This is a genomic window from Citrobacter amalonaticus (assembly GCF_001559075.2).
GTDB lineage: Bacteria > Pseudomonadota > Gammaproteobacteria > Enterobacterales > Enterobacteriaceae > Citrobacter_A > Citrobacter_A amalonaticus_F.
In genome coordinates this window covers 952,997-979,699 of sequence record NZ_CP014015.2, presented here as the reverse complement: position 1 = coordinate 979,699, position 26,703 = coordinate 952,997, and the positions used below count along the sequence as shown (strand labels likewise).

The 26,703-nt window shown below is 50.2% G+C and carries 22 protein-coding genes; 12 read left to right on the top strand and 10 right to left on the bottom strand.

All coding sequences use genetic code 11. The features are described from left to right. Positions 1-20 precede the first annotated feature (20 nt). A complete protein-coding gene (locus AL479_RS04710) occupies positions 21-1,220 on the bottom strand; it encodes a tyrosine-type recombinase/integrase (RefSeq protein ID WP_061075244.1) in 1,200 nt (399 codons plus the stop codon). A gap of 393 nt (positions 1,221-1,613) precedes the next feature. Here AL479_RS04710 and AL479_RS04705 point away from each other — a divergent pair, with 393 nt between their 5' ends. After that, the gene (locus AL479_RS04705; protein ID WP_061075243.1) at positions 1,614-2,009 is read left to right on the top strand and encodes a VOC family protein; all 396 of its coding nucleotides are present in this window, start codon (positions 1,614-1,616) and stop codon (positions 2,007-2,009) included. Between the two features lie 143 nt (positions 2,010-2,152). Here AL479_RS04705 and AL479_RS04700 read toward each other — a convergent pair whose 3' ends face one another. Further along, the gene (locus AL479_RS04700; RefSeq protein WP_105291722.1) at positions 2,153-2,380 is read right to left on the bottom strand and encodes an EAL domain-containing protein; all 228 of its coding nucleotides are present in this window, start codon (positions 2,378-2,380) and stop codon (positions 2,153-2,155) included. A 343-nt stretch (positions 2,381-2,723) separates the two neighbouring features. On the opposite strand from AL479_RS04700, the gene ehaB reads away from it, so the two are divergent. The 3 genes from ehaB to AL479_RS04685 all read left to right on the top strand — a co-directional run bounded on the left by ehaB (position 2,724) and on the right by AL479_RS04685 (position 7,542). Then, complete coding sequence (ehaB, locus tag AL479_RS04695) at positions 2,724-5,606, top strand: autotransporter adhesin EhaB (RefSeq protein ID WP_061075242.1); 2,883 nt, start codon at positions 2,724-2,726, stop codon at positions 5,604-5,606. 88 nt (positions 5,607-5,694) lie between these two features. Next, positions 5,695-6,318 (top strand): helix-turn-helix domain-containing protein, encoded by a 624-nt coding sequence (locus tag AL479_RS04690; protein WP_105291721.1) that lies wholly within the window; start codon positions 5,695-5,697, stop codon positions 6,316-6,318. Positions 6,319-6,507: 189 nt separating this feature from the next. After that, the gene (locus AL479_RS04685) at positions 6,508-7,542 is read left to right on the top strand and encodes a LacI family DNA-binding transcriptional regulator (RefSeq protein ID WP_061075241.1); all 1,035 of its coding nucleotides are present in this window, start codon (positions 6,508-6,510) and stop codon (positions 7,540-7,542) included. 40 nt (positions 7,543-7,582) lie between these two features. Here the strand turns inward: AL479_RS04685 and AL479_RS04680 are convergent, their stop codons facing one another. The 4 genes from AL479_RS04680 to AL479_RS04665 all read right to left on the bottom strand — a co-directional run bounded on the left by AL479_RS04680 (position 7,583) and on the right by AL479_RS04665 (position 11,922). Then, on the bottom strand, positions 7,583-8,002 hold the full coding sequence (locus tag AL479_RS04680) for an RbsD/FucU family protein (RefSeq protein WP_061075240.1): 420 nt from the start codon (positions 8,000-8,002) through the stop codon (positions 7,583-7,585). A 46-nt stretch (positions 8,003-8,048) separates the two neighbouring features. Beyond that, entirely contained in the window at positions 8,049-8,813 is a 765-nt protein-coding gene (locus AL479_RS04675; protein ID WP_061075239.1) for an SDR family NAD(P)-dependent oxidoreductase, read from the bottom strand. Positions 8,814-8,930: 117 nt separating this feature from the next. Beyond that, on the bottom strand, positions 8,931-10,805 hold the full coding sequence (locus tag AL479_RS04670; protein ID WP_061075238.1) for a TRAP transporter large permease subunit: 1,875 nt from the start codon (positions 10,803-10,805) through the stop codon (positions 8,931-8,933). A 73-nt stretch (positions 10,806-10,878) separates the two neighbouring features. After that, on the bottom strand, positions 10,879-11,922 hold the full coding sequence (locus tag AL479_RS04665; RefSeq protein ID WP_061075237.1) for a TRAP transporter substrate-binding protein: 1,044 nt from the start codon (positions 11,920-11,922) through the stop codon (positions 10,879-10,881). Positions 11,923-12,372: 450 nt separating this feature from the next. On the opposite strand from AL479_RS04665, the gene AL479_RS04660 reads away from it, so the two are divergent. Beyond that, complete coding sequence (locus tag AL479_RS04660; RefSeq protein ID WP_061077930.1) at positions 12,373-13,107, top strand: aspartate/glutamate racemase family protein; 735 nt, start codon at positions 12,373-12,375, stop codon at positions 13,105-13,107. 7 nt (positions 13,108-13,114) lie between these two features. Here AL479_RS04660 and hypT read toward each other — a convergent pair whose 3' ends face one another. From hypT to AL479_RS04640, 4 genes are all read right to left on the bottom strand, one after another. Next, positions 13,115-14,023: a hypochlorite stress DNA-binding transcriptional regulator HypT gene (gene hypT / locus AL479_RS04655; protein ID WP_061075236.1), complete on the bottom strand. Its 909-nt coding sequence runs from the start codon at positions 14,021-14,023 to the stop codon at positions 13,115-13,117. Positions 14,024-14,093: 70 nt separating this feature from the next. Further along, a complete protein-coding gene (iadA, locus tag AL479_RS04650; RefSeq protein ID WP_105291720.1) occupies positions 14,094-15,260 on the bottom strand; it encodes a beta-aspartyl-peptidase in 1,167 nt (388 codons plus the stop codon). A gap of 12 nt (positions 15,261-15,272) precedes the next feature. Next, a complete protein-coding gene (locus AL479_RS04645; protein WP_061075235.1) occupies positions 15,273-15,734 on the bottom strand; it encodes a YjiG family protein in 462 nt (153 codons plus the stop codon). Then, positions 15,731-16,417 (bottom strand): nucleoside recognition domain-containing protein, encoded by a 687-nt coding sequence (locus AL479_RS04640; RefSeq protein WP_102603614.1) that lies wholly within the window; start codon positions 16,415-16,417, stop codon positions 15,731-15,733. The genes AL479_RS04645 and AL479_RS04640 overlap by 4 nt, the downstream gene beginning before the upstream one ends. Positions 16,418-16,885: 468 nt before the next feature. Between AL479_RS04640 and evgA the strand changes: the two genes are divergently transcribed. From evgA to AL479_RS04605, 7 genes are all read left to right on the top strand, one after another. After that, entirely contained in the window at positions 16,886-17,515 is a 630-nt protein-coding gene (evgA, locus tag AL479_RS04635) for an acid-sensing system DNA-binding response regulator EvgA (protein WP_061075234.1), read from the top strand. Next, a complete protein-coding gene (locus AL479_RS04630) occupies positions 17,512-20,700 on the top strand; it encodes an ATP-binding protein (RefSeq protein WP_225851878.1) in 3,189 nt (1,062 codons plus the stop codon). The genes evgA and AL479_RS04630 overlap by 4 nt, the downstream gene beginning before the upstream one ends. A gap of 460 nt (positions 20,701-21,160) precedes the next feature. Beyond that, on the top strand, positions 21,161-21,685 hold the full coding sequence (locus tag AL479_RS04625; RefSeq protein WP_061075233.1) for a helix-turn-helix transcriptional regulator: 525 nt from the start codon (positions 21,161-21,163) through the stop codon (positions 21,683-21,685). Between the two features lie 116 nt (positions 21,686-21,801). Further along, on the top strand, positions 21,802-22,320 hold the full coding sequence (locus tag AL479_RS04620) for a fimbrial protein (RefSeq protein WP_061075232.1): 519 nt from the start codon (positions 21,802-21,804) through the stop codon (positions 22,318-22,320). A gap of 44 nt (positions 22,321-22,364) precedes the next feature. Continuing rightward, entirely contained in the window at positions 22,365-23,042 is a 678-nt protein-coding gene (locus AL479_RS04615) for a molecular chaperone (protein WP_061075231.1), read from the top strand. Between the two features lie 11 nt (positions 23,043-23,053). Beyond that, complete coding sequence (locus AL479_RS04610) at positions 23,054-25,555, top strand: fimbria/pilus outer membrane usher protein (protein ID WP_061075230.1); 2,502 nt, start codon at positions 23,054-23,056, stop codon at positions 25,553-25,555. Positions 25,556-25,567: 12 nt separating this feature from the next. Next, positions 25,568-26,581 carry a fimbrial protein gene (locus AL479_RS04605; protein WP_105291719.1) on the top strand — a complete coding sequence of 338 codons (1,014 nt, stop codon included), beginning with the start codon at positions 25,568-25,570 and terminating at the stop codon, positions 26,579-26,581. The last annotated feature ends 122 nt before the right edge of the window (positions 26,582-26,703 follow it).

Genomic DNA, 26,703 nt, shown 5'->3' with positions numbered 1-26,703 from the left:
GCAGGGCTTGCCCCATGTTGTTACTCTATATTATCGTAACTTACCAACTCCACATATCCCGATAGCTCTTCCATTCCCGCGCCTTTGCTGTACGTCCTGAATGCTTCGGTTTTCGCTTTCTGCTCTGTGTGTCCGGTGATGGCCCCGATCCGCTGTTCTGGTACTCCTGCACGGTCTAAACAGGTGATGAACATTCCCCGCAAGCTGTGGAAACACTGCCGATCTGTAGCTGTGGGCAATGTGCTGTCACGTAGCCGGGTGAACTTCTGGCTGTACCACGGTCCCCGTTTACCATCCTTCCGAATGATATTGTTTGACTGTGCCAGCAGATATTCTCCGCTGTTATTTGCCAGATGTTTATCAATAATGCCGATTAGAAGAGAGTGGATCGGAACGTACCGCACCCCTGCTACAGTCTTGGACTTGCTGACAAAGAAACATCTGACACCCTCCAACATTACAATTTCATCCCGTTTGATGCTGGCGATCTCATCAAGTCGCATTCCTGAATACAGCCCAATCAATATGACATCGCGTAGAACGTCATCCGCTTCTCTGATAAGGGTTACCAGTTGATCGGCTTCAAACGGTTGATAACTTTCAATTGTGCGCCGTGCTTCGAGGTTGTGACCGTGAAACGGGTTACTGTCTGGGATTGCGTCATATCGACGTTTGGCGAACTCGTACAGGCTTCCTAAAGAGGTTAGCCAGTTCTGGATAGTCTGAGGCGCTAGCTTCGATTGTTGGCCCTCGATGAAGTCTGTGACGGCCCTACGTCCGATCTTGTTCAAACCAATATCAACTTTCCCAATACTCTGGAGAAACACTTCTACGGCCCTCGCTGATTTGCTTAGGGTAGAGAATGCCCGGCGTTCACTATAAACCGTCATGTATTCATCACGGACAGTTGCCAGCGTTGGGACGGGGCCAATTGCCGTTGGTACACTCTTTGCCTGTTTTACAGTGGAGTGGAGGACGGAGAGCGCATTCTGGATGCGGATATCTTCCCGATCAGGGTTCAACATCGCTTTCAGGTTGTTGAACTCAATCAGCATGTGATTTCTGAAGTGTCGCGCCTTGTCGATATCCTTCGTCCCGGTGGACTTTCTCCAGGCTCGTTTGTTGTCGAATATGTGGCGCATGTACTTTGGTACGAAGATTTGGAAAACCCAGATCCCGCAATGACTTTGAAAAAGATACTGATTGTTCTTGATAGCCATGATTACGATCCTATAGGATCACGCTATCAGGTACGAAAATATGTACAATGTTGAGATGGACTAACGAGAGCTTCCCAAGCTCTATACGAGGGTTCGATTCCCTTCGCCCGCTCCAGACTCAAATCTCCTGAAGTCTACCCAACTCATTTTTCCCTTATCTTGTGTAACATGAGCGGAAAACAACCACGATTGTCGTTATAGAATGATTAGCATGTGACTCCAGGCATAAACAAGAATATTTATAAATGTGAAAACGCCAGTGCAATATTCTTATTTAATAACGACGAAATTCCTATATCAATCAATGATGAATAATTAATCGTCATGTGCTGGTTTGTAAATTCTATATGCTATATATTAAATGGACTGTAAATATAAAAGTTGAGGTGTCCTTTGAGAAATAAAAAAAGATGTCTGGGATATGTGGCGATTGTTGTTGATGATTACGATCTGGCTATTGAATATTACACTAAAAAGCTTGGTTTCACGCTGATTGAAGATACTCCTCAACCCGGAAAACGTTGGGTGGTCGTTAGCCCAAACGCAGAGAGCGATACCCATCTTCTGTTGGCAAAAGCGTCAACACCTCGCCAGGAGGATTTTATTGGAAATCAATGCGGCGGCCGGGTCTTTCTTTTTTTACAAACCGATAATTTCTGGCAGGATTTTCACGCAATGAAAGCGGCTGGCGTTCACTTTTGTGAAGAACCCCGAGAAGAGGAATACGGAATGGTTGTTGTCTTTGAAGATATTTATGGGAATCGTTGGGATTTATATCAAAACGCCTGACGAGTCAGGCGTGTTAAAATTTATTATTTCAAAAAGCTATCAAGAACAGAATGCACGTGTTCAACGCTTACTGAAGCGTCGAACACGGGAGGATAATCTATTCCTTCAGTACCGCTGATTCTGGTTCAGGAATGATAATTTTACTAACCTCCACGAATAAACAATTGCGTGAGATCGCCTTCCATCTTTGATTCAGAAATTATCGGCCCCTGAAAGTCATCAACTCCCATCGAGATCAGCTCATCATAGTCAGATTGACTGTCAATTCCACTAACCATACAACGACTCCCCGAGAGCCGACAAAAATAGATCAGGGCTTTAATGACTTTCTCTTCATCGTCATTTGCTGAAAAATTATTAAAAATTTCCATATCCAGCTTGAAACGGTCAAATAGACGCTGTCTGGGCAGGAATATTATAAGGTCTATGTGTTGTTGGTATTTTTTTATTTTGTGTGTTTCGTTGTTTTTATTATGAGACTATTCATTAGGAATTTTCCATAGCAACTTCCATATTCTTAGCGATCTCTTTTTTTGTGCGTGTTGTTCTCCCTGGAAAAGTGTTTTATATTAATTGTCCGGTTTCGGACATGCAGCCATAAATAATTGATGCCTCTCTTTAAGTCGCTATAGAATACTTGCGCAAATAAGGTTAATTATTTGGATTTTAAATCTGATGGAACAACTGATACACGTCCCTGAGGAGGGATGACTAATGCATACATGGAAAACGAAACTTGCTGTATCAAAAATAGCATTGGCCTGCACGCTGGCAATCACTTCTCAGGCAAATGCGTCAACGGATATCTCTGGAACCCGATACAATACATTCGTCCATTATAATGACGAAACGCATGCGGATGGGGTGTATTTTCAGGGCTATGTTGGCTGGAATAATTACGCTGCTGATAGCTTGTATAATGGAAATATTTATCCGGAAATCAACAATGCAACGGTAAATGGTGTCATCTCTACCTACTATCTGAACAGTGGCGTTGCAGGTGATACGAACCCCAATAGTCTGACAATCAAGAACAGTACTATCCATGGGATGATTACCTCTCAATGCATGACTACGGATTGCGCTGAGCGCGAGACGGGGTATGTGTACGATCGTCTTTCTCTGACGGTTGATAACTCCACTATTGACGATAATTTCGAACATTACACCTATAACGGCACACATGCCGACGGTTCGCCGGATACGCATGTTGTTGATGTTTACGGCCTTGGCACCGCTATTACGCTGGACCAGGAAGTCGATTTAACCATTAAAAATAATTCTCGTGTCGCGGGTATTACGCTGACGCAGGGGTACGAGTGGGCAGATACTGACGACAACACGGTCAGCACCGGGGTTGATAGCGATGAAGTCTTCAACAATAACATCAATGTCACTGATTCAACGGTAACATCAGGTTCATGGTCTGATGAGGGCACATCAGGCTGGTTTGGCAACACCAATAATGCTGGCGATTACAGCGGCACGGGTACGATGAATCCTGACGATTTTGCGATTTCCGCTATCGCAAATCCGAACGCAGATAACGCTATGCAGACCACTGTTAACCTCAACAATTCAACGCTGTTAGGTGACGTTTTCTTCTCCAGTAACTTTGACGAGAACTTCTTCCCGAACGGTGCAGATAGCTATCGTGATACCGATTCAGCGGTAGACACCAACGGTTGGGATGGCACCGATCGTATGGATGTGACGTTGAACAACGGCAGTAAGTGGGTGGGGGCGGCGATCTCTGCGCATCAGGTTGATACTGATGGCGATGGCGTTTATGACGGATTTGAATTGGGCACCGAAGCGACCGCAACCCTGCTCGATATTGCCGCGAACAGCCTGTGGCCATGGTCTACCTACGGGGTTGAAAATGGCGACACGGCGTACAGCGAAGGTGACCACGTCGCGGGCAACGGCGTTTATCAGAGTGGCCTGTTCAACGTCACGCTCAACGGGGGTTCACAGTGGGATACCACGAAACTCTCTCTGATTGATTCGCTGAGCATCAACAGTGGGTCAGTGGTGAACGTTGCCGATTCTACGCTGATTTCTGACACTATCGCGTTGACCGGTGGTGCGGCACTGAACATCAATGAAGACGGTCATGTCGCGACCGATTCTCTGTCAATTAACAACAGTACCGTCACTCTGGCTGATGATGTCGCTGCAGGTTGGGGTACCAATAATGCCGCTCTGTATGCCAACACCATCAACGTGACCAATGACGGTGTTCTGGATGTCGGTAACAGCACCGCATACGCACTGCAGACGGATACGCTGAACCTGACCAGCTCGACCGATGCGAATGGCAATGTCCACGCGGGTGTCTTCAACATTCATAGCAACAACTTTGTGTTGGATGCAGACCTGACCAACGATCGTACCCGGGACACCTCTCAGGTGAACTATGGTTACGGTGTTATCGCGATGAATTCCGATGGACACATGACCGTTAGTGGCAATGGCGATGCTGAGACGACAGCGACCGGTAACTATAAAGTGCGTATTGATAACGCCACCGGCGAAGGTTCCATTGCGGATTACAAAGGTAAAGAGCTGATCTATGTCAACGACCGGAACAGCACGGCAACCTTCTCTGCCGCGAACAAGGCTGACCTTGGCGCGTATACCTATCAGGCTCAGCAGCAAGGCAACTCTGTTGTTATGCAGCAGACGAGACTGACTGACTACGCCAACATGGCGCTGAGCATTCCGTCGGCGAACACCAACATCTGGAATCTGCAACAGGATACCGTCGGAACACGCCTGACCAACTCCCGTCATGGTCTGACGGATAACGGCGGCGCATGGGTCAGCTACTTCGGCGGTGGTTTTAGCGCCGACAACGACACCATTCGCTACGACCAGGATGTTAACGGCATCATGGTGGGTGTGGATAGCAACGTTGACGGTAACTACGCGAAGTGGACTGTCGGTGCGGCGGCAGGCTTTGCGAAGGGCGACATCAAAGATCGTACCGGTAAGGTGGATCAGGACAGCCAGTCGGCTTACCTCTACACCTCGGCGTACTTTGCAAACAACATCTTTGTTGATGGTAACCTGAGCTATTCACACTTCAGCAACGATCTGACTGCCAACATGAGCAATGGTCAGCACGTTAGTGGTGACAGTTCCTCTGACGCCTGGGGCTTTGGTCTGAAACTGGGCTATGACTGGAAACCTTCTGATGCGGCCTACGTGACGCCGTATGCCGGCATCTCTGGTCTGTTCCAGTCTGGTGATGATTATCGTCTGAGCAACAAGATGAAAGTGGATAGCCAGTCTTACGACAGCATGCGTTATGAGCTGGGCGTAGATACAGGTTACACCTTCACTTACAGTGAAGATCAGGCGCTGACGCCTTACTTCAAGCTGGCTTACGTTTACGATGATTCTGACAACGATGCCAAGGTGAATGGCGATTCTATCGATAACGGCGTTAAAGGTTCTGCGGTACGTGTTGGACTGGGTACTCAGTTCAGCTTTACCAAAAACTTCAGTGCTTACAGCGATGTGAATTACCTCGGTGGCGGTGATGTTGATCAGGACTGGGCTGCAAACGTGGGGGTTAAATATACCTGGTAATCATTTCTCACTGAGAAAATGAACAAAGGATATTAACGCTGAGAATTGCCCGTCAAGAATTTGACGGGCAATTTTTGCAAGGAGCAATATGCTGTCAATAGCGAAGCCAATGGCTGAATTTATCAAACTGGATGCACGTTTATCATCACACGGCACTCATTTTGATGTTTCATGCAAAAAACAGGTGCTTTACTTTAGCGAGTTGAACAACAACAAAGTTGTTGTTATTCGTTCGGGAACCGTTTCCATCCGTCGAGGGAAAACCGTACTGGTTGGTTTCGCGGAGGCTCCGATTATAACTGGGTTAGCAAATAGCCTCACTGAAGCCGATGCTAACTATCAATTAATGACGGAAGCGAAGTGTTCAGGGTATTTTCTTCCCGCCTCCGTCGGGATGAAAGTCATTGAAGAGAATAACCTGTGGCGTGAAGCTTTTTGCTGGCTGGCCTGGCATAACCGGGTTATGGAACTCCGTGACCTACAACTGATCGGTAATAATTCCTATGATCAGATTCGGGTTACGCTGATGTCGATGATGGAATGGGATGAGACGCTACGCAATCGTGTTGGCGTCATGAATTATATCCATCAGAGAACCTGTATTTCTCGTTCTGTGGTCGCTGAAGTTCTCTCGGCGTTGCGGAAGGGGGGGTATATTGAAATGAAACAAGGTAAATTGATCGCAGTGAATCATCTGCCCGCTGAGTACTGAATATTCAATGATGACGACACAGTATTCACCCTCTACCGCCCAACCTCATCTTCTCTCTGCCTGACACATTGCATTGACAGCGCTGTCTGTAACGTTACACTAAACCGTTGTAGTTCATAATTCCTGAGAAGATGGTGATGCCGGGTATGAGTGTCTTCCGCCATTCATCAATTGCCGCAAAGGAGATGTATGGCGAATATTCGTGATGTTGCAAAGCATGCTGGCGTTTCCGTCAGTACGGTATCCAATGTGCTCAACGGTCGGACCGATCAAATGCGGGCTGAAACTCTGGCGCGTATCCAGCAGAGCATGCAGACGCTCAATTACTTTCCAAACCGGGTGGCGCAACAGCTCAAGACCGGTCAGGCCAAAATGATTGGTCTGCTGGTGCCGTCCATTGTGAATCCCAGCTTTGCCGCCCTGGCCCGTGAAGTCGATCTGGCCGCTAAAAAGCGCCAACTGCGGGTGCTGATTGGAAATACCTACCGACAGATTGAAGAAGAAGAAGCCTTTCTGGACGATATGTTTTCCCACGGCGTCCGCGGGATTATCGTTGCCGCCTGCGATATCGAAAAAGCGCATTTTGCGCGAGCGGCAGAGCAGGGCATGGTGATGGTGAACTATGATGGCCGTATGCCTGTGCGTGCTCCGTCGGATCATTTTGCGCTGGACAGCGTATCCATGGATAACATTGATGCCGGGCGAATGGCAGCAGAACACCTGATCGCACAGGGGTGCCGTCGCCTCGCGTTTGCCACGGTGGAAGGGATGACCCCCAGCCGGGCGCACAAAATCGAGGGCTTTCTCCGCGCGGTGCAGGAGCACGGGCTTTATCGCGATGGGATGATCGTTGAAGGCCAGGCCATGGCGGCCTATGGCGACACGGAAATGACAGAACTCGGACGGGCACTGGCGTTAAAAATCAGCCAGCAGCCGGCGTTCCCGGATGGCATCGTGGCGATCAACGATGCGCTGGGCATTGGGCTGATGGCCGGTTTGCATCAGGCCGGGATCCAGGTGCCGGAACAAATCTCTATTGTGGGCATCGACAATATTCCGCTCTCCGGACTGGTTTTCCCCGGTCTGACTTCTATCATGCCGCCGCTTCGGGAGATGGCAGAGGTGATGGTCGAGCGGTTGATTGAGCGGACCGAAAATTCGGCCATTCCGCCAGAGGAGTTTCTGTTCCCTCCGTCGCTGGTTTCCCGACAATCGGTACGATAACGGCGTGGCACGAGAAGAACGACACGTTCTTCTCGCTCTGTCATACCAGCGTTGGGGCTACGGTCAGCAGGATATTGGCGAAGCGGCGAGTTTCGCCGGAGGCGATGACCAGGATCGTGTCAGACGATTTGGCCAGCGAATAAAACGCGTTACGTTCAACATGTTCAACCTCGATTGCCTCAGAAAGCAGACCGCGGTATTCACGCTCGACCGTATTATCAAAATCCGCCGGGCTTGCCATTAACGTGGCTTTTTCCACATTAATATAGCCGAGGATTTTCTCCATAATGACGACACTCCCGATCATCCCTGGAGTGAAATTAAGCCAGATAATCCGTGCCTGCGCAGAAGTATTGGTTAAAAAAGAGTAATTGGCATCGGTGATTAAAATATTCGCCTTGTGTCCGCACTGTGCCAGCGCCTGTAATAAATCAGGATGAATAATATCTGACTTGATCATATGTCATACCTTTTAAAACTGGCGGGCCTCATCGCCCGCCATATTTTTATGCCCGGTAGATACCGCCGTTAATGTCGATGGTGGCGCCGGAAACGAAGCCATCATATTCAGAGGCGAGGAAACAGATGACCCTTGCCACATCTTCCGGCGTGCCCGCTCTTCCCAGAGGAATGGCCTGGATTGTCTGGTCGGCAGAGGCCTGCGTGGTGTGCTGATCATGAAAACGCGTGCCGAGAATCAAGCCAGGCGCAACGGCATTGACGCGGATACCGTGTTCACCGAGCTCAGCGGCAAGCGAGCGAGTCCAGGTCAGCACTGCGCCTTTAGTCGTGGAGTAGACCAGAGAGCCCGCATGGCCGCCAGAGCGTCCGGCCAGAGAGGCCAGATTGACAATACTGGCGCCATCTGGCGCGGCCTTCAGCCACGGTAATGCCTGCTGAGTGACATTCAGCATCGTCGTCATATTGACGTCGATCACCGTGCGCCAGAAATGGGGCTCAATCTCACCCAGCCATTTGCGGGCAATAATGCCGCCGACGTTATTGACCAGAATATCGATACCGCCGAGGAATTCCGCCGCCTGCGCCACACAGCGGGCAGCGTCTTCTTCATCGGTTAAATCGGCGAAACCGCAGGCCGCCCGACAGCCCTGTTGTTCGGCGAGCGCGATTAATTCCCGTGGGCCTTCTTCGCCACTGAAATAATGAATATAAATATCGCATCCCGCCTCAATCAGTTTTTTCGCGCTCTCTTTACCAATGCCTTGTTCTGCGCCTGTAATAAACGCTTTTTTACCCGTTAATAATCCCATTTCATACTCCCGTTATTCATATTTAAACGGCGTCAGGCAATGACGTGACATCATTTCGCCGTTTTTTGTGCGTGGATATCCCTGCCACCCGAGCGTGGCAAATACAGGATTTGATTATCAGTAGCCGGCCAGTCCGGGCAGCCAGGTGGTTAACGGTGGTGCCATGGCGACAATAATGATGCCGACAAAAACCACCGCCAGATATTTCGCCATCGGTTTGATGACGTGCTTCATCTCCACGCCACAAATGGCGCAGGTGGTATACAGACCCAGGCCGATTGGCGGTGAGAACAGACCAAAGCCCATTGCCATGATCATCACAATGCCAAAGTGCAGCGGGTTAAAGCCAAGCTGAATGGCTATTGGCACCAGAATTGGGGCGAAAATGATCAGTGCTGGCGCACCTTCGAGAACCGCACCAAAGATGATCAGAATGACAATGGTTAACATCAGGAATAGCCAGGCCCCTTGCTCCATGCCAATGCCAACCAGCAGTTCAGCGATCTGTTGTGGGATCATCTGAATGGTCAGGGCATAAGAGAGGCTGGTCGCACAGGCTACGATGAACAGCAGGACGCCGGACATCGCCGCGATATCAACGAACATCTTCACCGTGGCTTTCAGCGTCAGCTCACCAAACGCCAGGCGGCCCACCACAATGGCGTAGATTACCGCGAAGGCGGAAATTTCCGTCGAAGTGGCGATCCCCATCATGACCCCACGGCCAATCATGAAGATCATGACCAGGCCGACAGCGGCGCCGAGGTAAAGCTGAGTCCGTGGACGTAATACCGGGTAGGCTTCACTGACGTTTATTTTTCCGCCGAAGCGGTTGGCGGCGACCATTAACAGCACCAGCAGGCAGGCCGCAGGTATCAGGCCGGCGATAAACAGTGCGCCGATGGAGATATTGGCGACAAAGCCCATCACGATCAGGTTCACGCAGGGAGGAATGGTTTCCGCCATCACCGCGGATGCAGCAAATACCCCGGCGGCTTCTTCGCTGTCCTGCTTCGCGCGTCGTACCGCAGGCATTAACACCCCGCCGACGGCCGCCACATCGGCCAGTTTGGAACCGGAGATGCCAGAGAAAAAGGCCATCGACAGTACGGTGGTCATGTTCAGACCGCCGCGAAAGCGTCCCATGCCGCGCACAATCAACTCGACCAGACGCGTGGACATGCCGTTGATTTCCATCGCCGCACCGGCGAGCAAGAAGAACGGAATCGCCAACAGAACAAAGTGGTCAACGCCCGCCGCTACCTGCTGTGAGAAAAAGACAAACGGCAGGGAAGGGTCGCAGATAAAAAAGACCATGGCGGACATGCCGAGCGTGAAGGCGATTGGCACACCGGCCAGAATGCCAAGCACGAAGCAAATCAACATCAGGCCCGCCGCCGCGCTGGCCGGATCGGCCATCAGCGACAGTTTCAGATAACCCAGCGCCGCCAGCACGATGATCCCCGCGCCGCTGAGCAGCACCACTTTGGCGCGCTCATGTAGGGCATGTTCCAGCGCGGCCACCATCATCACCACGGAACCGATTAATACCGGAATCACGTAGATGGTCTGCGGCAGGCCCGTCTCGGTGGTTTGCAGTCGCGCGGCCTGCACCAGATCATAACTGGAAACGACCAGCCCGACGGAGACCAGAAACAGGATCCAGCGGCTGGCGTGGATTACGTAGGGGCGAACGCTTTCAGGCAGGAAGCGTAAGAACAGATCGACGCCAATGTGTCCGCCTCTGCCGGTCGAAGTCGCGACGCCAAAAAAGACCAGCGCAATCATCAACGCTCGCGCCACTTCTTCCGCCCAGTGGATCGGTGAGTGCAGGGCATAGCGCCAGATCACCGAAGCAAATACCACCAGCACGTTGATAAACAGCACCAGCGCTCCGGCCCAGGACGTTAACGTGGTCAGAAATCGACTCAGCCGCCCCAATAGCGTCAACAAAGACTTTTCATCCTTTGTTTTCATCGGGATATCAGCCATGATGAACTCCTTTCATGGTTTGTGTGGGCAATATCGCCGACCCGCTGAACAGCGCAGGCCGACGATGCACGGCTTATGGTCTGTCGCTCGGCGCTGCGGCGCTGATCTCGTCCACCATAGGTTTCAGATCCGGGTATTTATCCAGGAAGGCTTTCCAGACAGGCTGTACGGCCTGTGCGAAGAATGCGCGATCGGTTTCCCGGAAAGTGACGCCTTTCGCCTCCAGGTTTTTAATCGCTTCCTGTTCTTTTTGACTGGCCTGCTGGCGTTCGTATTCCGTGGCCTCTTTCGCGGCGGCTAGCACGTCGGCACGTAATGATTCCGGGATCTGCTCGAAGCTCTTCTTATTCATGGCAATCATCAGCGGGTTATAGCTATGGCGGGTCAGCGTGCCATTCTTGATGATTTCATAATATTTGCTGGCGTAGATGGTCGGGGCATCATGCTCGACGCCATCGATCACGCCCATTTGCAGGCTGGAATAGACTTCCCCGCCCGGCATGGGAATGGCCACCGCGCCCATGTGATTCAGCGTGGCGATAAAATTTGGCACCGGCAGTACGCGGATTTTCAGATTCTTTAAATCCTCCGGCTTTTCAATGGCCTTTTTGGTGTACACGTTGCGCGCGCCGAGGTTATAGCCATAGCCCAGCACCATCACGTTTGCTTTATCCATCATTAGCTTAGAAAGCTGCTCACCGGCTTTGCCGTCCAGCGCTTTCCCGACCTGGTCATAGTCTTTAAACAGATAACCCAGATCCAGCACGCCCACTTCAGGAACCAGCGTGGCCCAGATTGAAGTACCTGAAATCATCATGTTAATGGCGCCGATACGGACCTGTTGTGTGGCATCGGCTTCTTTTCCCAGCATGGCGTTGGCGAAATAATTAAGCTTAATCTGTCCTTTTAACTTCTCGTTTTTATTCAGGTTTTCCTGGAAGCGGTTGAACCAAATATAGTGGGCAGAGGAGTCATCTCCTGGCAGAGACGAGTAAACACGAAAATTGATTGCTGCCTGTGCTGAAGCGCTCAGCACACTGCCTGCAATCAGGGCGCTACTGAGGCAAGCGAGTGCCAGAAAACGTCTGGCTGAACGAAACGGTGTTGTTTTCATCATGATTATCCTTTCTCACAGTGTAGAGGTCGTGATAACGCCATCTGGCAGGGCGGACGCAGCCAGCTGGTTTAACGAAAAAGTCGCTGATTCTGTTTTCTGTAACGTTTTAGTGTAACGTTACAGACGCTATCCGACTCACTGTGCAAATGCAATATGCTTCCTTTCATCAGGGTGAGTGATATGTGAATTTTGTGGCGGGTATCGCTAATTTACGGGGGAGTGTTACAAAACCGAAACGGGGTGTTCGCTGTTTAGTCACTGTTTAGCGAGGCAAGGCACACAAACCGGTACGTCGTCGGTGTCCGGGAGTGCAAACGGCAGTCGGTGTAAACCGATTCGCGTCTGTCAGGCGATAACTTTTACGCATAGCCGCTTAGAAAATGGCATTTTTTACATAGGCATCAAGGTGATAGTGTCAATTGAAATGACAGAGAAAACGCGGTGCAGATGATGAAACATACCATTGGGATTCTGGGCGGCATGGGGCCCGCAGCAACGGCGGACATGCTGGAAAAATTTGTTGAACTGCGCAGCGCCAACTGCGATCAGCAACATATCCCGCTGATCGTTAGCTCCATTCCGGACATTCCCGATCGCACAGCCTGCCTGCTATCAGGTGGGCCTTCTCCCTGGCACTATCTGGAGCGTTATCTGCACATGCTGGAAGATGCAGGGGCTGAATGTATCGTCATCCCTTGTAACACCGCACACTACTGGTTTGATGATTTACGGGCCGTGGCAAAGGTGGACATGATCAGCATTCTGGATGCCACGCTGAGTGAGATTCCTCCCGGTGTGACTCGCGTCGGCCTGCTGGCAACGAACGCCACGCTGGCGACAGGGTTATATCAGAAAAAAATGATGGTGCAGGGACTCTCTCTGGTTCAGCCGGAAGAGGCGGGCCAGGAGCAGGTAATGCAGGCCATTTACGCATTGAAACGCGGTGATAAGTCTGCCGCACAAAGGTTACTGTTTCCGCAAATTGAGCGGCTGATTTCCCACGGTGCGCAGATCATTATTATGGGCTGCACCGAGATCCCGTTAATTGTGGCCGGGCATGAGAGCAACTTTGAGTGCCGGTTTATTGATTCAACCGCGTCCCTGGTACACGCCGCTATTCGCTGGTATGAGTCGTGGCCGGATACGCAGATGGATGAGACTGCGCAACAGGTTGCCTGCGTTTGAAGTGAAATCAGGGGACTGTATGCAGATGGTGCAGTTCTTTCCAGAACCGCTCCGCCAGGGGCGTCATCCGCGTATCCATCCGGTAAGCATATGCCTGGATAGGAATAATCAGCTCGTCCTGGTCCAGCACAATGAGCTGTTTATTACGAATCTCCTGACGAATCGCATACTCCGGGAGCCAGGCGATTCCACAACCGTCCAGCGCAACCTGTTTAAGCAACTCACTCATCGAAGAGACAAAAAATGTACTGAAACTTAGCTCGGTATAGCGGGTTAACGTTCGGTTGATAAGCCGCCCCATGTAGGAGTTCTGGCTATAGTTGAGCAGCGGAAACGCGGGCTGGTCGAGCGTGTATCGTGGTTTTCCGTTTTCATCGCTTGCGCAGACGGGAAACAGTTGCGACTCGAACAGGTGAATATTGGCAAACGGAGGCTGGAGCAGGTTTTCGTCATAATAAGAGAAGATAAAGTCGCTTTGCCCTTCCCGCAACATATCGACAGCCTGATCGACATCGATCGCTTCAACCGACCAGGTAAACTGGGTGGGCATCTGGCTGACGATACCGGGTAATAACCCCAGCGAGAGGGAGTGCGCAGCGGCAATCTTGATTTTACGCAGCGTGAAATCGCTGCCACCGCGGAGCTCAGCCAGGTTGCTTTCCAGCTGTTGAAGCAGATGGCGTATCTGAGAGTGAAAGATTTTTCCCTGCTCGGAGAGTTGCAGCGGCGAGACCTGACGATTGAACAATTCAACCCCGACCGCGTTTTCCAGGGCGCGAATACGACGGCTGAAGGCGGGTTGCGAGACATTACGAATAATCGCGGCCTGGGAGAAGTTTCGGCACTTTTCCAGGGTCAGAAAGTCATAAAGCCATTTCGTTTCAATGTTATACAAACCTGCACCACTCACATCCATTTATCATCACCTGTCAGCCGTCTGTCTGCGCCATTTTACGGGCATTCACACGGCTGACAACCGATTGCGCTTACTCGAAGGACCCCTTCACGCAGGCTTTCCCGTCAACCACCATTTGTTTGCCGTGAGCATAAACCTGCTCAATACACAATTCCGGCGTCATCACCAGCAGGTCGGCATCTTTTCCGGGGGCAATTTCGCCTTTAGTGGACAGGTTAAGAAAGGCAGCCACACTGGTCGTCAGCGGACGCAGTGCGTCGGTCAGGGTAAATCCGTAATCGTTGATGAGCGATTGCACGGTTTCAAGCAAGCTCTCGAAGCCCGCCACGCCAATTCCGGTGAGTTTGCCGGCATCATCAAACAACGGCTGGCTACCATTACCATCAGAACTGACCGTTATCCGGGCAAGCGGTACACCAGCTTTGACTGCGCGCGCCACACCCTCAGCCGGTGCAACCGGATCGGGAATACCGCTGGTGATGTCGATGGTGCCGCCTTTGAGAGCAAAGGCCAGTGCTTCTTCGAACAGCGCCTCATTGCGGTTTACGTGGGTGGGAAGCAGCTTACTCATCGGCACATCGCTATTTTCCAGAATGTCGTACAGCGGTTTGAGCCCCTTTTTGCTATCGCCCATATGGAACACGCTGACCCCCGGTTTGCCGCCCAGCAGGCCACCCACACGGGATTCAGCGGCCATATTTGCCAGTTGATAATCGCCAGGCGCGGCAGAGCGGTGGTCAGAGACGGCGCATTTAACGCCGATGACGCGATCGATCAGCGCCACATCTTTTTCGACGGAACCGGTGATCGTCGGTGAAGGGACATGGTAAGCGCCGGTTAACATCCAGGCGGTGATCCCTTCTTCATTCAGCGCCCGGGTTTTCGCCAGCAGTGATTCCGGATGACGGGTCACGGAGTCGGTGCCGAGCAAACCAATGACGGTCGTGACCCCGGCTTCGGTCAGTCTACTCAGTCTGACTTCTGGCGTGCGGGTCGTGGGGCCCGCTTCGCCACCGCCGCCAATCAGGTGAACATGCTGATCGATAAAGCCAGGACACAGGATCCGTCCTTTGAGATTGATAACCTTACAATCCGGCACAATGTGAGGCGAGATATCGCGTGCAACGGCAATAATCTTGCCGTTGGCGAGAAACACGTCGCAAATCCCCTGGTCTTCAGGGGTGTAAAGGTGTGCACCTTGCAGTAACGTAAACTCTGCGCAGGATAAATCAGGCATGATAATTCCCTTTTAAACAATAAGCTGCATAACCCAGATCGACAGTAATGCGTTGATGGCGCATACCGCAATGATGTGGGGATAATATTTGGCGTTCACTTCGGCGGTACCGAGGCAGCGACCCACGTTCTGTACAGGGTTACCCATCAGGTATATCGCCGGGAGCAGAACCGTGACGTCGTGACCACTTAATGCTCCCGCTGTGAGCAGACTGGCGGAAACGCCTACCGCGCCGCCCATGCTCATCAGCGACGCTAACAGCACGGTGGCGGCTTCACCAGGAAGTCCCCAAAGTGCCATGACGGGCTGGCAAATGTGTCCAACCCAGTCAAGTAAACCGGTGATTTTCAGCGCCTGAATAATGACGAACGCCATCACCACGTTTGGCAGCAGGTTCGTGGTGGCAATCGTAAAGCCGCGGCGGGCACCGTCAATAAACATGTCCATGACATTTTTGCGTACCTGAGTGGTCATGCTTGTGCTCCTTGCGTCGGGTTACGGCGTTCTTCAAAGTTGATCCAGATACGTAGCAGATTGGCACCGACAAATTTAAACACCAGAATCACTGCCAGCGGGACGATAACAGACGTTCCCAGAAACGCGAAAACGGCGACGCCAGAGGAAAAGTAGTTGGTGATAATCGCGCTGCCGCTGGTCTGGTACGCAGCAAAAATGACTTTGTCGCGCTCGGTGATTTCACCATCCTGCGCCAGTTCTTTCGTCATACCTGCAGCGGCATCGGTATTTTGTAAGTTAGCAATAAGCGCCAGCGAGCAGATGCCCGGAATGCCCAGCAGCGGTTTCAGGATCGGTGTCATCAGCTGTTGCGCCGCACGTAATCCGCCAAGGCCGTCGGTGATTGAAATAATGCCCAGTGACAAAATGACTGACGGCGCGAGTTCCAGCGCGAAAAGAAAACCATCTTTTGCGCCCGTACCGCCCGCGCCCCGGAAGGTTACGGTCGTTTGTCCCGCGCCATTCGCGATCTGGCCAAACGAACCGTTCAGCACGGTAAAATCAAAAACACGCCACCAACCTTCCGTTCCGGAAAATACGCCGGAAAAGAAAATGATGGTCAGAAAAAATGCCAGATATCCCTTAAGTCCGACTTTTTCTGTTGCAAGCGGCAGCGCCGCCTGTTCCCCTTGTTGCGCCATAGCGAACCCCGTTATTTTTTTGATGATGTGTGTTTGTTGCGACAGGCCAGAAGTGACCCGAACTCAATGACCTTACCAGCCATAGGGATATGGGGAAAATGCAAGAATGTTTCGCGCTATGCGTTTCTTGCATAGTGTGACAGAAATATCGGGAATGTAACGACCCGCCAATTTCTGTCCCGTTTTAACATTGCCAGATAAATTCTTTTCCATTCTTGTAAGGAGAGTGGATACAACGGCATTGTTTTAAACATACAGAACATTGCTTAATGATGTGCAATAGCCTCAGTCATCACGATCGCGTATGAGTGAGCATCCGGTGAAATATATACAGCCAGGGCGAGGAACGGATGAGAACAGTGAACGGCTCCGCACGACAACGATTAATGTAGAGGGTAATCTACCGTATCGTTTACGCTATTCTTAATGACATAGCGTGTTTCAAGCATCACGGTCTTTGGGGGAATTATGAGTGAAATGCGTTCCCGCACGGCAATTATCGTGGACGATCATCCGCTGGCGCGTATGGCTATTCGTGGTGTACTGGAGAAAGATCGCGTTACGGTTCTCGGAGAGTATGAGGACGGTGCGATTGCGCTGAAGAGTTTGCTAAAAACGACTGCGGATATTGTGGTTATTGACGTTGAGATCCCCGGCGTCAATGGGGTTGAGCTGGTGGAGAAACTCAGAGCGAATCACTATCGCGGTGTGCTAGTTGTCGTCTCAGCGAAAAACGATCGTTACTTCAGCAAGCGCTGCGCACAGGCGGGAGCGAACGCGTTTATCAGTAAAAAGCAGAACATGGATAATATCCTGGCGGCCATTAATGCCGCACAGAATGGGTATACCTATTTTCCATTTTTCTCCGAAGAAGCCTCCGAAACCCTCACCGACGCGCAGCGTCTGGAGTCCCTTTCGGCACAAGAGATGAAAGTCATGGGACATGTGCTTAACGGTCTGGACAATTCGCAAATCGGTGAAGCGATGCATATTAGCGGTAAAACCGTCAGTACTTATAAAACGCGGCTAATGGAAAAACTCGGCTGTAAATCATTAATCGAACTGCTCTCTTTTGCTCATCAGAATAAGCTGACATGATGATGAATAACTGGCTGATAGTGGTGTTCATTGTTTTATCAATAGGTGGGCGTGCCGTTTCCGCACAGCAAAAGTCTCCCGTTGAGCTTGAACTATCAGGGTTTAATTACATATCGCCTGTGCCGGTTTATCTGAGTGAGGATGACAAACGCTGGCTGCAACAGAGAAAAAACCTCAGAGTCGCCGTTTACGAGCCCGTTCAGCCGCCGCTTGTTCTGACCACGCTGACTGGACGTTATCGGGGAATGAATGCTGATTATCTGGCATTGATTCAACACTCCCTTAATACACGAATAAGTGTGATGGCGTATCCGGATCAGGCTGATGCTGTTGAGGCGCTAAAAAAGGGCGAGGTCGATATGGTATTGACCGGGCTGGAGAGTCAATCCTGGCGTGAAGCAAGTGTTCAGGTTTCTCTGCCACTGATTCATTCCTGGCCCAATTTAGTCACCTCTCTTGGCAACGTTATGGCGCCATTGCAGAGCGCACAACGTACGGGGGTGGCGATTGTTAATCACTATCCGGATGTCGATTTTATCCGCCAGTCCTTTCCCGATGCCGAGATCGATAACTATGGCAGTTACCAGGAGGCGCTGAATTCTGTTAATAATGGGCGCAATGCCTGGTTTTTCGGCGATTCACTCACGACCAGCACCTGGCTTTCTCAGGAGTTCAGTCTTGCGCTGACAACGGTGAAGTATTGGCCAGCACCTCAGAGAAAGAGCTACTTTTTATTTTTGCCCGCACAGCAACGGTTGCGGGAAATTGTGAACAATACCCTTAGCGCAATTGATGAAAACATCCATGGGCAAATTGCCCAGTCGATGATTGATAAAGGCAATCTCTCCTTCCTGATTGAACCTCTGGACCTGACGCCACGCGAAAAGCAGTGGTTAAATAATCACAAAACACTCCGTGTGATTATCAATCCCTGGTTTGCCCCTTACACGATGGTTGATGGAAGCCAGCAAACGCGGGGTATTGTTGGCGATGTCCTTAATTTGATTGGCTTACAAACGGGTATTCAGTTTGAGACGGTGGTCGTCAAATCGAATAAAGAGATGGTCGCAGAGATGAAGAAAGGTAACTGGCATATTGTGCAGGCAGCTACCTATGATCTCAGCCGAGAAGATTATCTCTCTTTTACGCACCCATTTATCACCACACAATTCGTGGCCGTGATCAGAAAAGAGGAAAGTAAAGAGCATGCGCTGCGGCCCGGTAACCATGTTGCAATCAGCGCCGATCACACGTTACTGGCCACACTGAAGGCGAAATATTCAGGCATTGTGTGGGAAGAGGTGGAAAATTCCAGCGTGGCATTGAATCTGGTCGCAACAGGAAAAGTGGATGCCGCCATTTCGAATCAGCTGACCGCGCGTTATCTGAGCGAGCATTACTATCCCGATCAGCTTTCCTGGATACCGCTTACCGGAGAAGAGCCCGCGGCAATTAGTTTCGCGGTGCCCCGCTCTGAGCCGGAGTTACGGCAAATTCTGGATAAAGCGTTAGATGATATTCCACAAAAAGAGGTCCTGCAGATCGTCAGTAAATGGATTCGTCTGCCGGATGTCAAAATAGATACCTGGGAATTATATAACAGGCCTTTTTATCTGGTGGCTACCTTAGCGTCGTTACTGGTACTCAGCACCTTGTTATGGGCAGTCTATCTGGTGCGGGAAGTTCGAATCAGAAAACGCTCTCAACGCCTACTGAAAGAGGAGCGGAACCGGGCTCTCAGGGCCAATGAAGAGAAGCGGGAATTTCTTTCTCACATGAGCCATGAGATACGAACCCCGGTAAGTGCCATTATGGGATTTCTTGAACTACTGCAATTTTCTCCTGCGAAGTTTAGCCCGGAAGATAAAGCATCAGTGGACCAGGCGGCTCAGGCCTCACGTTCGTTATTAAAACTTATTGGCGAGATCCTCGATCTGGAGAAGATCGAATCGGGCTTATTAGAGACCGTCCCCCAGTGGAAATATCCGGAGAGCCTGATACAAGACAACATTGCATTATTCAGCGCGCTGGCGGCGCAAAAAGGGATCGCGCTACGTTACGATTCTCGTTTAGATGCACGCGAGGCGATGCGACTGGATCCCCAATTACTGGGGCAGGTTCTCACCAATATTATCGGCAACGCGGTGAAATTTACCGAACATGGTGATGTGCGAATTTCTGCGGTGAAGCATGAGCAAACGCTGGTGATCTCGGTGCGTGATTCTGGGCCGGGAATGAGCGAAGAAGAACAACGCCGTTTATTCACCGCCTTTAGCCAGGGAAAAGCGGGAGAACATCACCGCGGTTCGGGGCTCGGATTAGCCATCAGTCGGGGATTAATGAGGCAAATGGGAGGGACAATCGAACTGCAAAGTGAGGTGAATCGGGGGACGACCGTTACGTTGAGCCTGCCAGTCCAGACGTCGTTTGATATCACGCCTGCCGTTGCGGACGTTGACGCGCCTCTGCCAGTATTGCAAGGAACAACACTCCGGGTATTAATCGCGGATGACCTTCCTTTCAGCCGATTACTCCTGAAACGTCAGCTTATGACGTTGGGTATCATGGCTGATGAAGCCGACAATGGCGAGATGGCATTGCATTATCTTCAGCAAGGAAATTATGACTTGTTGATTACCGATCTCAATATGCCGGTTATGGATGGTATTGAGCTTGCCCGCCAGGTCAGAAAAAGTAATACGACGCTTGTCATCTGGGGGCTCACGGCAACGGCGCAGGAGCACGAGCGCGAACGTTGTCTGTCGGCGGGCATGAATGCTTGTCTTTTCAAACCCATCACGTTGTCGCAACTCTCTCATTTACTCTCCGGGGTGAGTGATACCCACGACACGGTATTTGATCTCGAAAGACTGGCGATGCTGGCGCAAGGGAATCGGGCATTGATGCTTCGCGCATTAAAAGATGCGCAGGTAGAAAATCGCTGCGATTTAACGGCGGCTTATAAAGCCAGTGAGTCTGGTGATTATCGTCAGGTTAAACATCATATTCATCGCATTAACGGGACGGCCCAGCTATTGGGCGTTGAGACCTTAATGAAGGCTGCACAGTCTTTGGAGGATAAACTCCCGGACGCAATGACTGTCACCGAACTGCCTACTGAGCTTGAATATATCCAGACACTGCTGGACGAACTGGAGCGGGCAATCGAGAAATTCACGCCTTAATTTCCCTTCCTACACGTGTAGGCGGCGCCTGACAGAATAATAAGGCGCCGCTGATGTTGCTCCTGTGTTAACCAGGTAAAATAAGCCCTGTTCCAACAGAATAAAATTAGTTAATTAAACCTGGTATATTTCCTAAGAAAAATCCATGTTTTGGTTTATTACAAGTTTCAACTATCAAACACGCCCGGATCATTAAACTAAACCTATCCATATAGCTAGTGTTTAATTCTGTTTTTCGTTGTGTGTTCTGGGTTTTTGTTTTGATAAAAATAGCGAACTGTGGATCGTTGTTCTTTTGAAAGTAAAAAGATAGTAGAAACGATCGTTTTTATGTTTTCTTACGAAATCCACGACTTTTGTGATGTCATGCTGAATTATTTTCTGTAAATTTTACAGCGAAACATGAGGTGACTTACTGACGTTAAAACAGCAAGCAGGAAGTGTCGAAAAGGGAAGTTCTATGAAATTGTCAGACTCCGTTTTTTCTGATGATTATTTTTTTATTGTCGGCATAAGTGCGTTGTTAACGCCGGAGTTGATTGATGAAAATTACACTATAGTCGATGTCGATGAGTCCATCCTGCAACGGAGTACAGAGTATTTGTCTCCTGGCAGGAAGATCATTGCATTTATCACCAATGATCTCGACTACTACGCATTATGCCATTTGAGAGATATAACTTTCATTGATAAGAGACGCCGGATAAATGAAATTCTCTCATGCCTGTTTGTCAATGACTCCCGGTATGCTTATCGGGTGAAATACTCGCTTTCATTCCGGGAAAGTGAAGTTCTTGATTGTATGCAAAAAGGAATGGAGGCGAATGAGATTGGTGAGTTATTGGGCATGTCGATGAAGACATTCTATGCACACCGTCGCAGCCTGATATTTAAACTTCAACTCGGTAATCGTGTATCTCTGTATCGAAATATCGCGCGAGTAAGAATGTGCAAACCATATATTCATGAGTCTGATCTTACATAAATTGTTGCGTTAATGTCGGGAAACGAGAATATGCAGAGGAGGTGAGTGCAGGAATAATTGTTTTTAACATCAACGCTTTTAATTAAATATTAACTTAACTATCTGGATTTAATTATATGAAAAAAATTGCACTGATTTCTGCAATGTTATCGCTTTCTGCTCTGCAAGCCGCTAATGCAGCCGATGGCGTCATTAACTTTACCGGAACGATTACAGGAACGGCGTGTGTCGTTGATCCTTCTGCGATTGCGCAGCCTGTTGATCTGGGAACCGTTTCAACGGCGGCATTTTCTGGCGGGAATGGCGCAACAGCGGCAGCTAAGCGCTTTAATATTGTGCTGAAATCCTGTCCGGCGAGTGTGACCAGCGCCAGCGTTCGGTTTGACGGTACCACCAATACGTCTAATCCTTCAATTCTGGCGTTGACCACAGGTCAAACGGCGACGAATGTCGGCGTCGCTATTTATGAGCAGGATAGTGCCACATTGATCCCGGTTGGCTCTTCTTCGGCTAGCGTGGCGTTGTTGGAAGACGTCGATAATACGTTGACCTATTTCGCAAAATATATGGCCACAGGTACTGTCGGAGCGGGGACGGCAAACTCGTCAACCTCCTTCACCGTGACCTATCAGTAAAAGCAGGGCCACTCGTGGCCCTGAGTAATCAATCAGGAACTCTCATGTTTCAGCAATTATATAAAACGGTTGCTGTGGGGATAGTATTTATCTCAACAGCGGCAATCAGTGGGGTTGAAATAGGCGGTACTCGTCTTATTTATAATGGTAATGCCAGTCAGGCCACCATCAGCGTCAAAAACCCGGACAATAAACCGTATCTGATCCAGTCATGGGTGAGTAAAAGTGAAAATAGTGATGACAGTGGCAGTGAATTTACCACGACGCCACCTTTGTTCAAATTAAATCCAAATTCACAGAACTCCGTTCGCGTCATGCTGGCAGAAAACAACTTACCCTCGGACAGAGAAAGTGTTTACTGGTTAAATATTAAATCTATTCCGTCATCGTCACCGGATGCGAAAAATGAATTGTTGATCGCGGTAAAAAGCAAAATGAAGCTGTTTTATCGTCCCGCCGGGTTAAAAGGCGATCCGTCATTGGCATACCAGCAGTTAATTTTTTCACGTGAGGGTGGGAAATTAACTGTAAATAATCCAACGCCTTATAGCGTGTCGCTCAATGAAATAAAGGTGAACGGCAAGACGATCACTAAGCCTCCAATGGTATTACCATTTCAAACCGTCACGCTACCGCTATCGGGGATAACCGGCGGAGACGTATCGTGGCGTGCGATTAATGATTTTGGAGGCGTCACGACTGAACAAAAAGTTAAAATGTAGGTTAAATACTTATGCTCCAGCTCAATACGGTTTCAGGTTTTGCAACGTTAACGAAATTATCAGTCCTGGTTTCTCTGTTTACACATGCGTCAACCGTGTTGGCTGAGGATTATTTTTCACCCGATTTTATTGAAACCCGAGGGAATATTCCGCGTGATATTGATATCTCTCGTTTCAGCAAAACTGACGGACAGGTTCCCGGTGTTTATCACGTTGATGTCTATCTGAACGGAAATTATATCGAATCTCGTGATATCAGCTTTCTGGGTAAAGAGAGTGAATTGGCCCCATCGTTAACCTACGCCGATTTCGTGAAATGGGGTGTGAAGCGTAACGCACAGCCTGACTGGATGAGTATGGAGGATTCCGCAACCATCGATAATATGGGTGCGTTACTCCCCGGGAGCCAGCTTAATTTTCAATTTGATGGCATGCGTCTGGATATTTCGGTGCCGCAAGAATATATGCAGCGCGATCCACGCGGCTCCGTTGCACCGGAACAGTGGGACGACGGACTGAACATGCTGTTCCTGAATTATAACTTCTCTGCTGCCAACAGCCATGGCAAGGGCGATTCGCGTAATGACAGCTATCTGAACCTGCGTAGTGGGATTAACGTCGGTCCCTGGCGGTTGCGTAATTACTCAACATATAACAATAACGAAGGGGACGGGCACTGGAATACCCTCAGCACTTCACTGGAGCGTGATATTAAAGTGCTGAAAAGCCAATTCAGTATGGGTGATGGTTATACGCAGGCTGGTGTATTCGACAGCGTTCACTTCCGTGGCGCGCAAATTTATTCGGATGACACCATGTTGCCGGAAAGCGTTCGGGGGTTTGCGCCAGTGGTCCGTGGTATTGCGCAAAGTAACGCACAAGTCACCATCCGTCAGGGCGGGAATATTATCTGGCAGTCTTATGTACCGCCAGGCCCGTTTGTGATTGATGATCTTTATCCTACGGCCGCCAGCGGTGATCTTACCGTGGTGGTGCGTGAAGCCGATGGTTCGGTGCATCAGTTTATTCAGCCATTTTCGGCTGTACCGATCATGCAGCGTGAGGGCCAGTTTAAATATGCGCTGGCTGTGGGGAAATATCGTGCATCAAACAGTACGGATAAGGAACCGGATTTTCTTCAGGCCACAATGAGTTACGGGTTGCCGTGGGACACCACGATTTATGGCGGCACGCTGGCATCGGGGGATTACCAGGCCGGGGCTATTGGTATCGGCAAAGGATTGGGTGATTTCGGTTCGTTCTCTTTTGACACTACCTTTGCTCATACGCAGATGCCAGGTAAAACGGAAGGCGGTATCTCGCTTCGCGCGCAGTATGCCAAAGATTTTTCATCCACAGGCACTTCGCTGAGTCTGATGGGGTATCGGTATTCCTCTTCCGGCTTTCATGATTTTCAGGAAGCGAATGGTGATGTCAATAAATATCGGATGGCGAGCGATAACGTTCTGGAAGGCAATGACTGGCGTTATCAGCGTAACAAACGCAGTAAGGCACAGGTGACATTGAACCAGCAGCTTGGCGATTTCGGGAATATCAACCTTTCGGCCTGGCACCAGGACTATTGGGGCGGTGATACCGAGCGTAACGTCAGCCTGGGTTACAACACCAGTATTAACAATATTAATTATGGCCTGAACTATAGCTATTCCCGTGGTCCCTGGCACAACGACAACGATCATATCGTCTCTTTTACGATGCAGATTCCATTCTCACGTTTCTTGCCAAATAGCTGGATGACGCTATCGGCAAACGCGAATAAAAAAGGCGACGCCACTTCACAGGTTGGGCTGTCCGGTTCCGCGCTGGAAGACAGAAATCTGAGCTGGAACGTACAGCAGGGATACAACAGTAAGGGGTCAGATGTGACGGGCAGTGCGTCGGCGAATTATAAGGGCCGTCATGGTGAATATCAGCTTGGTTATAACTACTCTCGCGATAATCGTCAGGTGTCGGTTGGCGCAATGGGGGGACTGGTGGTTCATCCGTATGGCGTCTCCGCGACTCAACCTCTTGGCGAGACAATGGCGTTGGTGAAGGCTGAGAATGCCGCAGATGTGAAAGTGGCGAATAACAGCGGCATTTACACAGACAGTAAAGGTTTTGCCGTTGTGCCGTACGTTGCGCCATATCGACAGAACAGTCTGACGCTAAATACCGACAGGTTGAACAACAATACGGATGTGTTGAATGACACGCAGACCGTCGTACCAACAAAAGGCGCGCTGACGCTGGCCGATTTCCCGACCGTTACCGGCTACCGAATCCTGCTGCAATTGACGGGCAAAACGATTCCGTTTGGGGCGACGGCAACAATTAACCATCGCGACAATACGCCAGAAGGGATTGTTGACGATCGTCAGCGAGTCTGGTTTAGCGGCGCACCGGAAAAAGGCTCCGTGGTGGTGAACTGGGCTGGGGAAAGTTGTCTGGCAAATTATCAGATTGCGCAGGCTTCTGACAAAACGCATAACGTCACCGCGGAGTGCAGGTAAGTGGAGAGTAAGATGAATCGAATTATAGTGAGTTTATTGTGGGTGGCTCTGGGACTGTTTTCACGTACTGCGCTGGCGTGGGATTGTTCGACGGTCACGCCATCAACAACCTTATCGCCGCAGAATATCACTATCTCCAGGGATCTGCCGGTGGGGGCCGTTATTGGTACGCAGATAATGACGCCGACAGTGAATGCGTTCAGTTGTTTTGATTCAGTGGAAGGGGTCATTTCCAATCAAACGTTTGGCGTAAAGGCGATAGGTACCTTCGATTCGATGGTCAATGGGGTTCGGGTCTATAAAACCAACGTTGACGGTATTGGCTATGCCGTTTCCGGCTCGACGGCAAAGTGCGCCGGAGGGAATGCCGCCGTGACGGGGGCGAATACGATTCGGGGCGATAGTAACACCGCCAGGCTTTGTCAAAATACCACGGGAATGATAAGCCCCGGATTGAATGGTTCCGTCACGGTGACGTTCTATAAAACGGCGACGGAGACCGGTTCTGGTACGATATCGGCAAGAACGGTGGGGTCATTGATATTGCTGAATAACTCGCTGCTCTGGCAATCCCCAGAAGCCGCAGTCAATATCAATGCGTTCACGGTGACCACGCCAGCCTGCAAACTGACCACGGCATCCATCCCTGTCGATATGAAAGAGGTTGATAAAAATGCCTTTAATGGCAAAGGAACGACGCCGGGAGAGGCATATACCCAGTCATTCAATTTGCCGATGACCTGCAATGCCGGAACCGCCGTCAGCGTCAGGATGGAAGGCGATATTAATGACGCAACGAAAGGCGTCATCAATACGACCAGCGGGAGTAACGCCGCTACAGGGGTCGGGATCCAACTGCTTTATAACAACCAGCCGATGCGGTTGGGCTCCGATGTGGCGGTTGGGACATCGAGCACAGGGGGCGGGTTCACGGTACCGCTTAAGGCGCGTTACTACCAGACGGGCGATCACATCACCACAGGGGCGGCGAACGGCGTACTGTCTTTTACAATGACATACCAGTAATTGCCGAATAACTCACATGCGGGCGAACAGCAGAACAGGTTAACGTCAACCTGTTCTGCTGTTTATCACGACATATTTACTGCGGCTACGTTTGTGATGCCGTGGGGTGAAAGAGAAAGCCG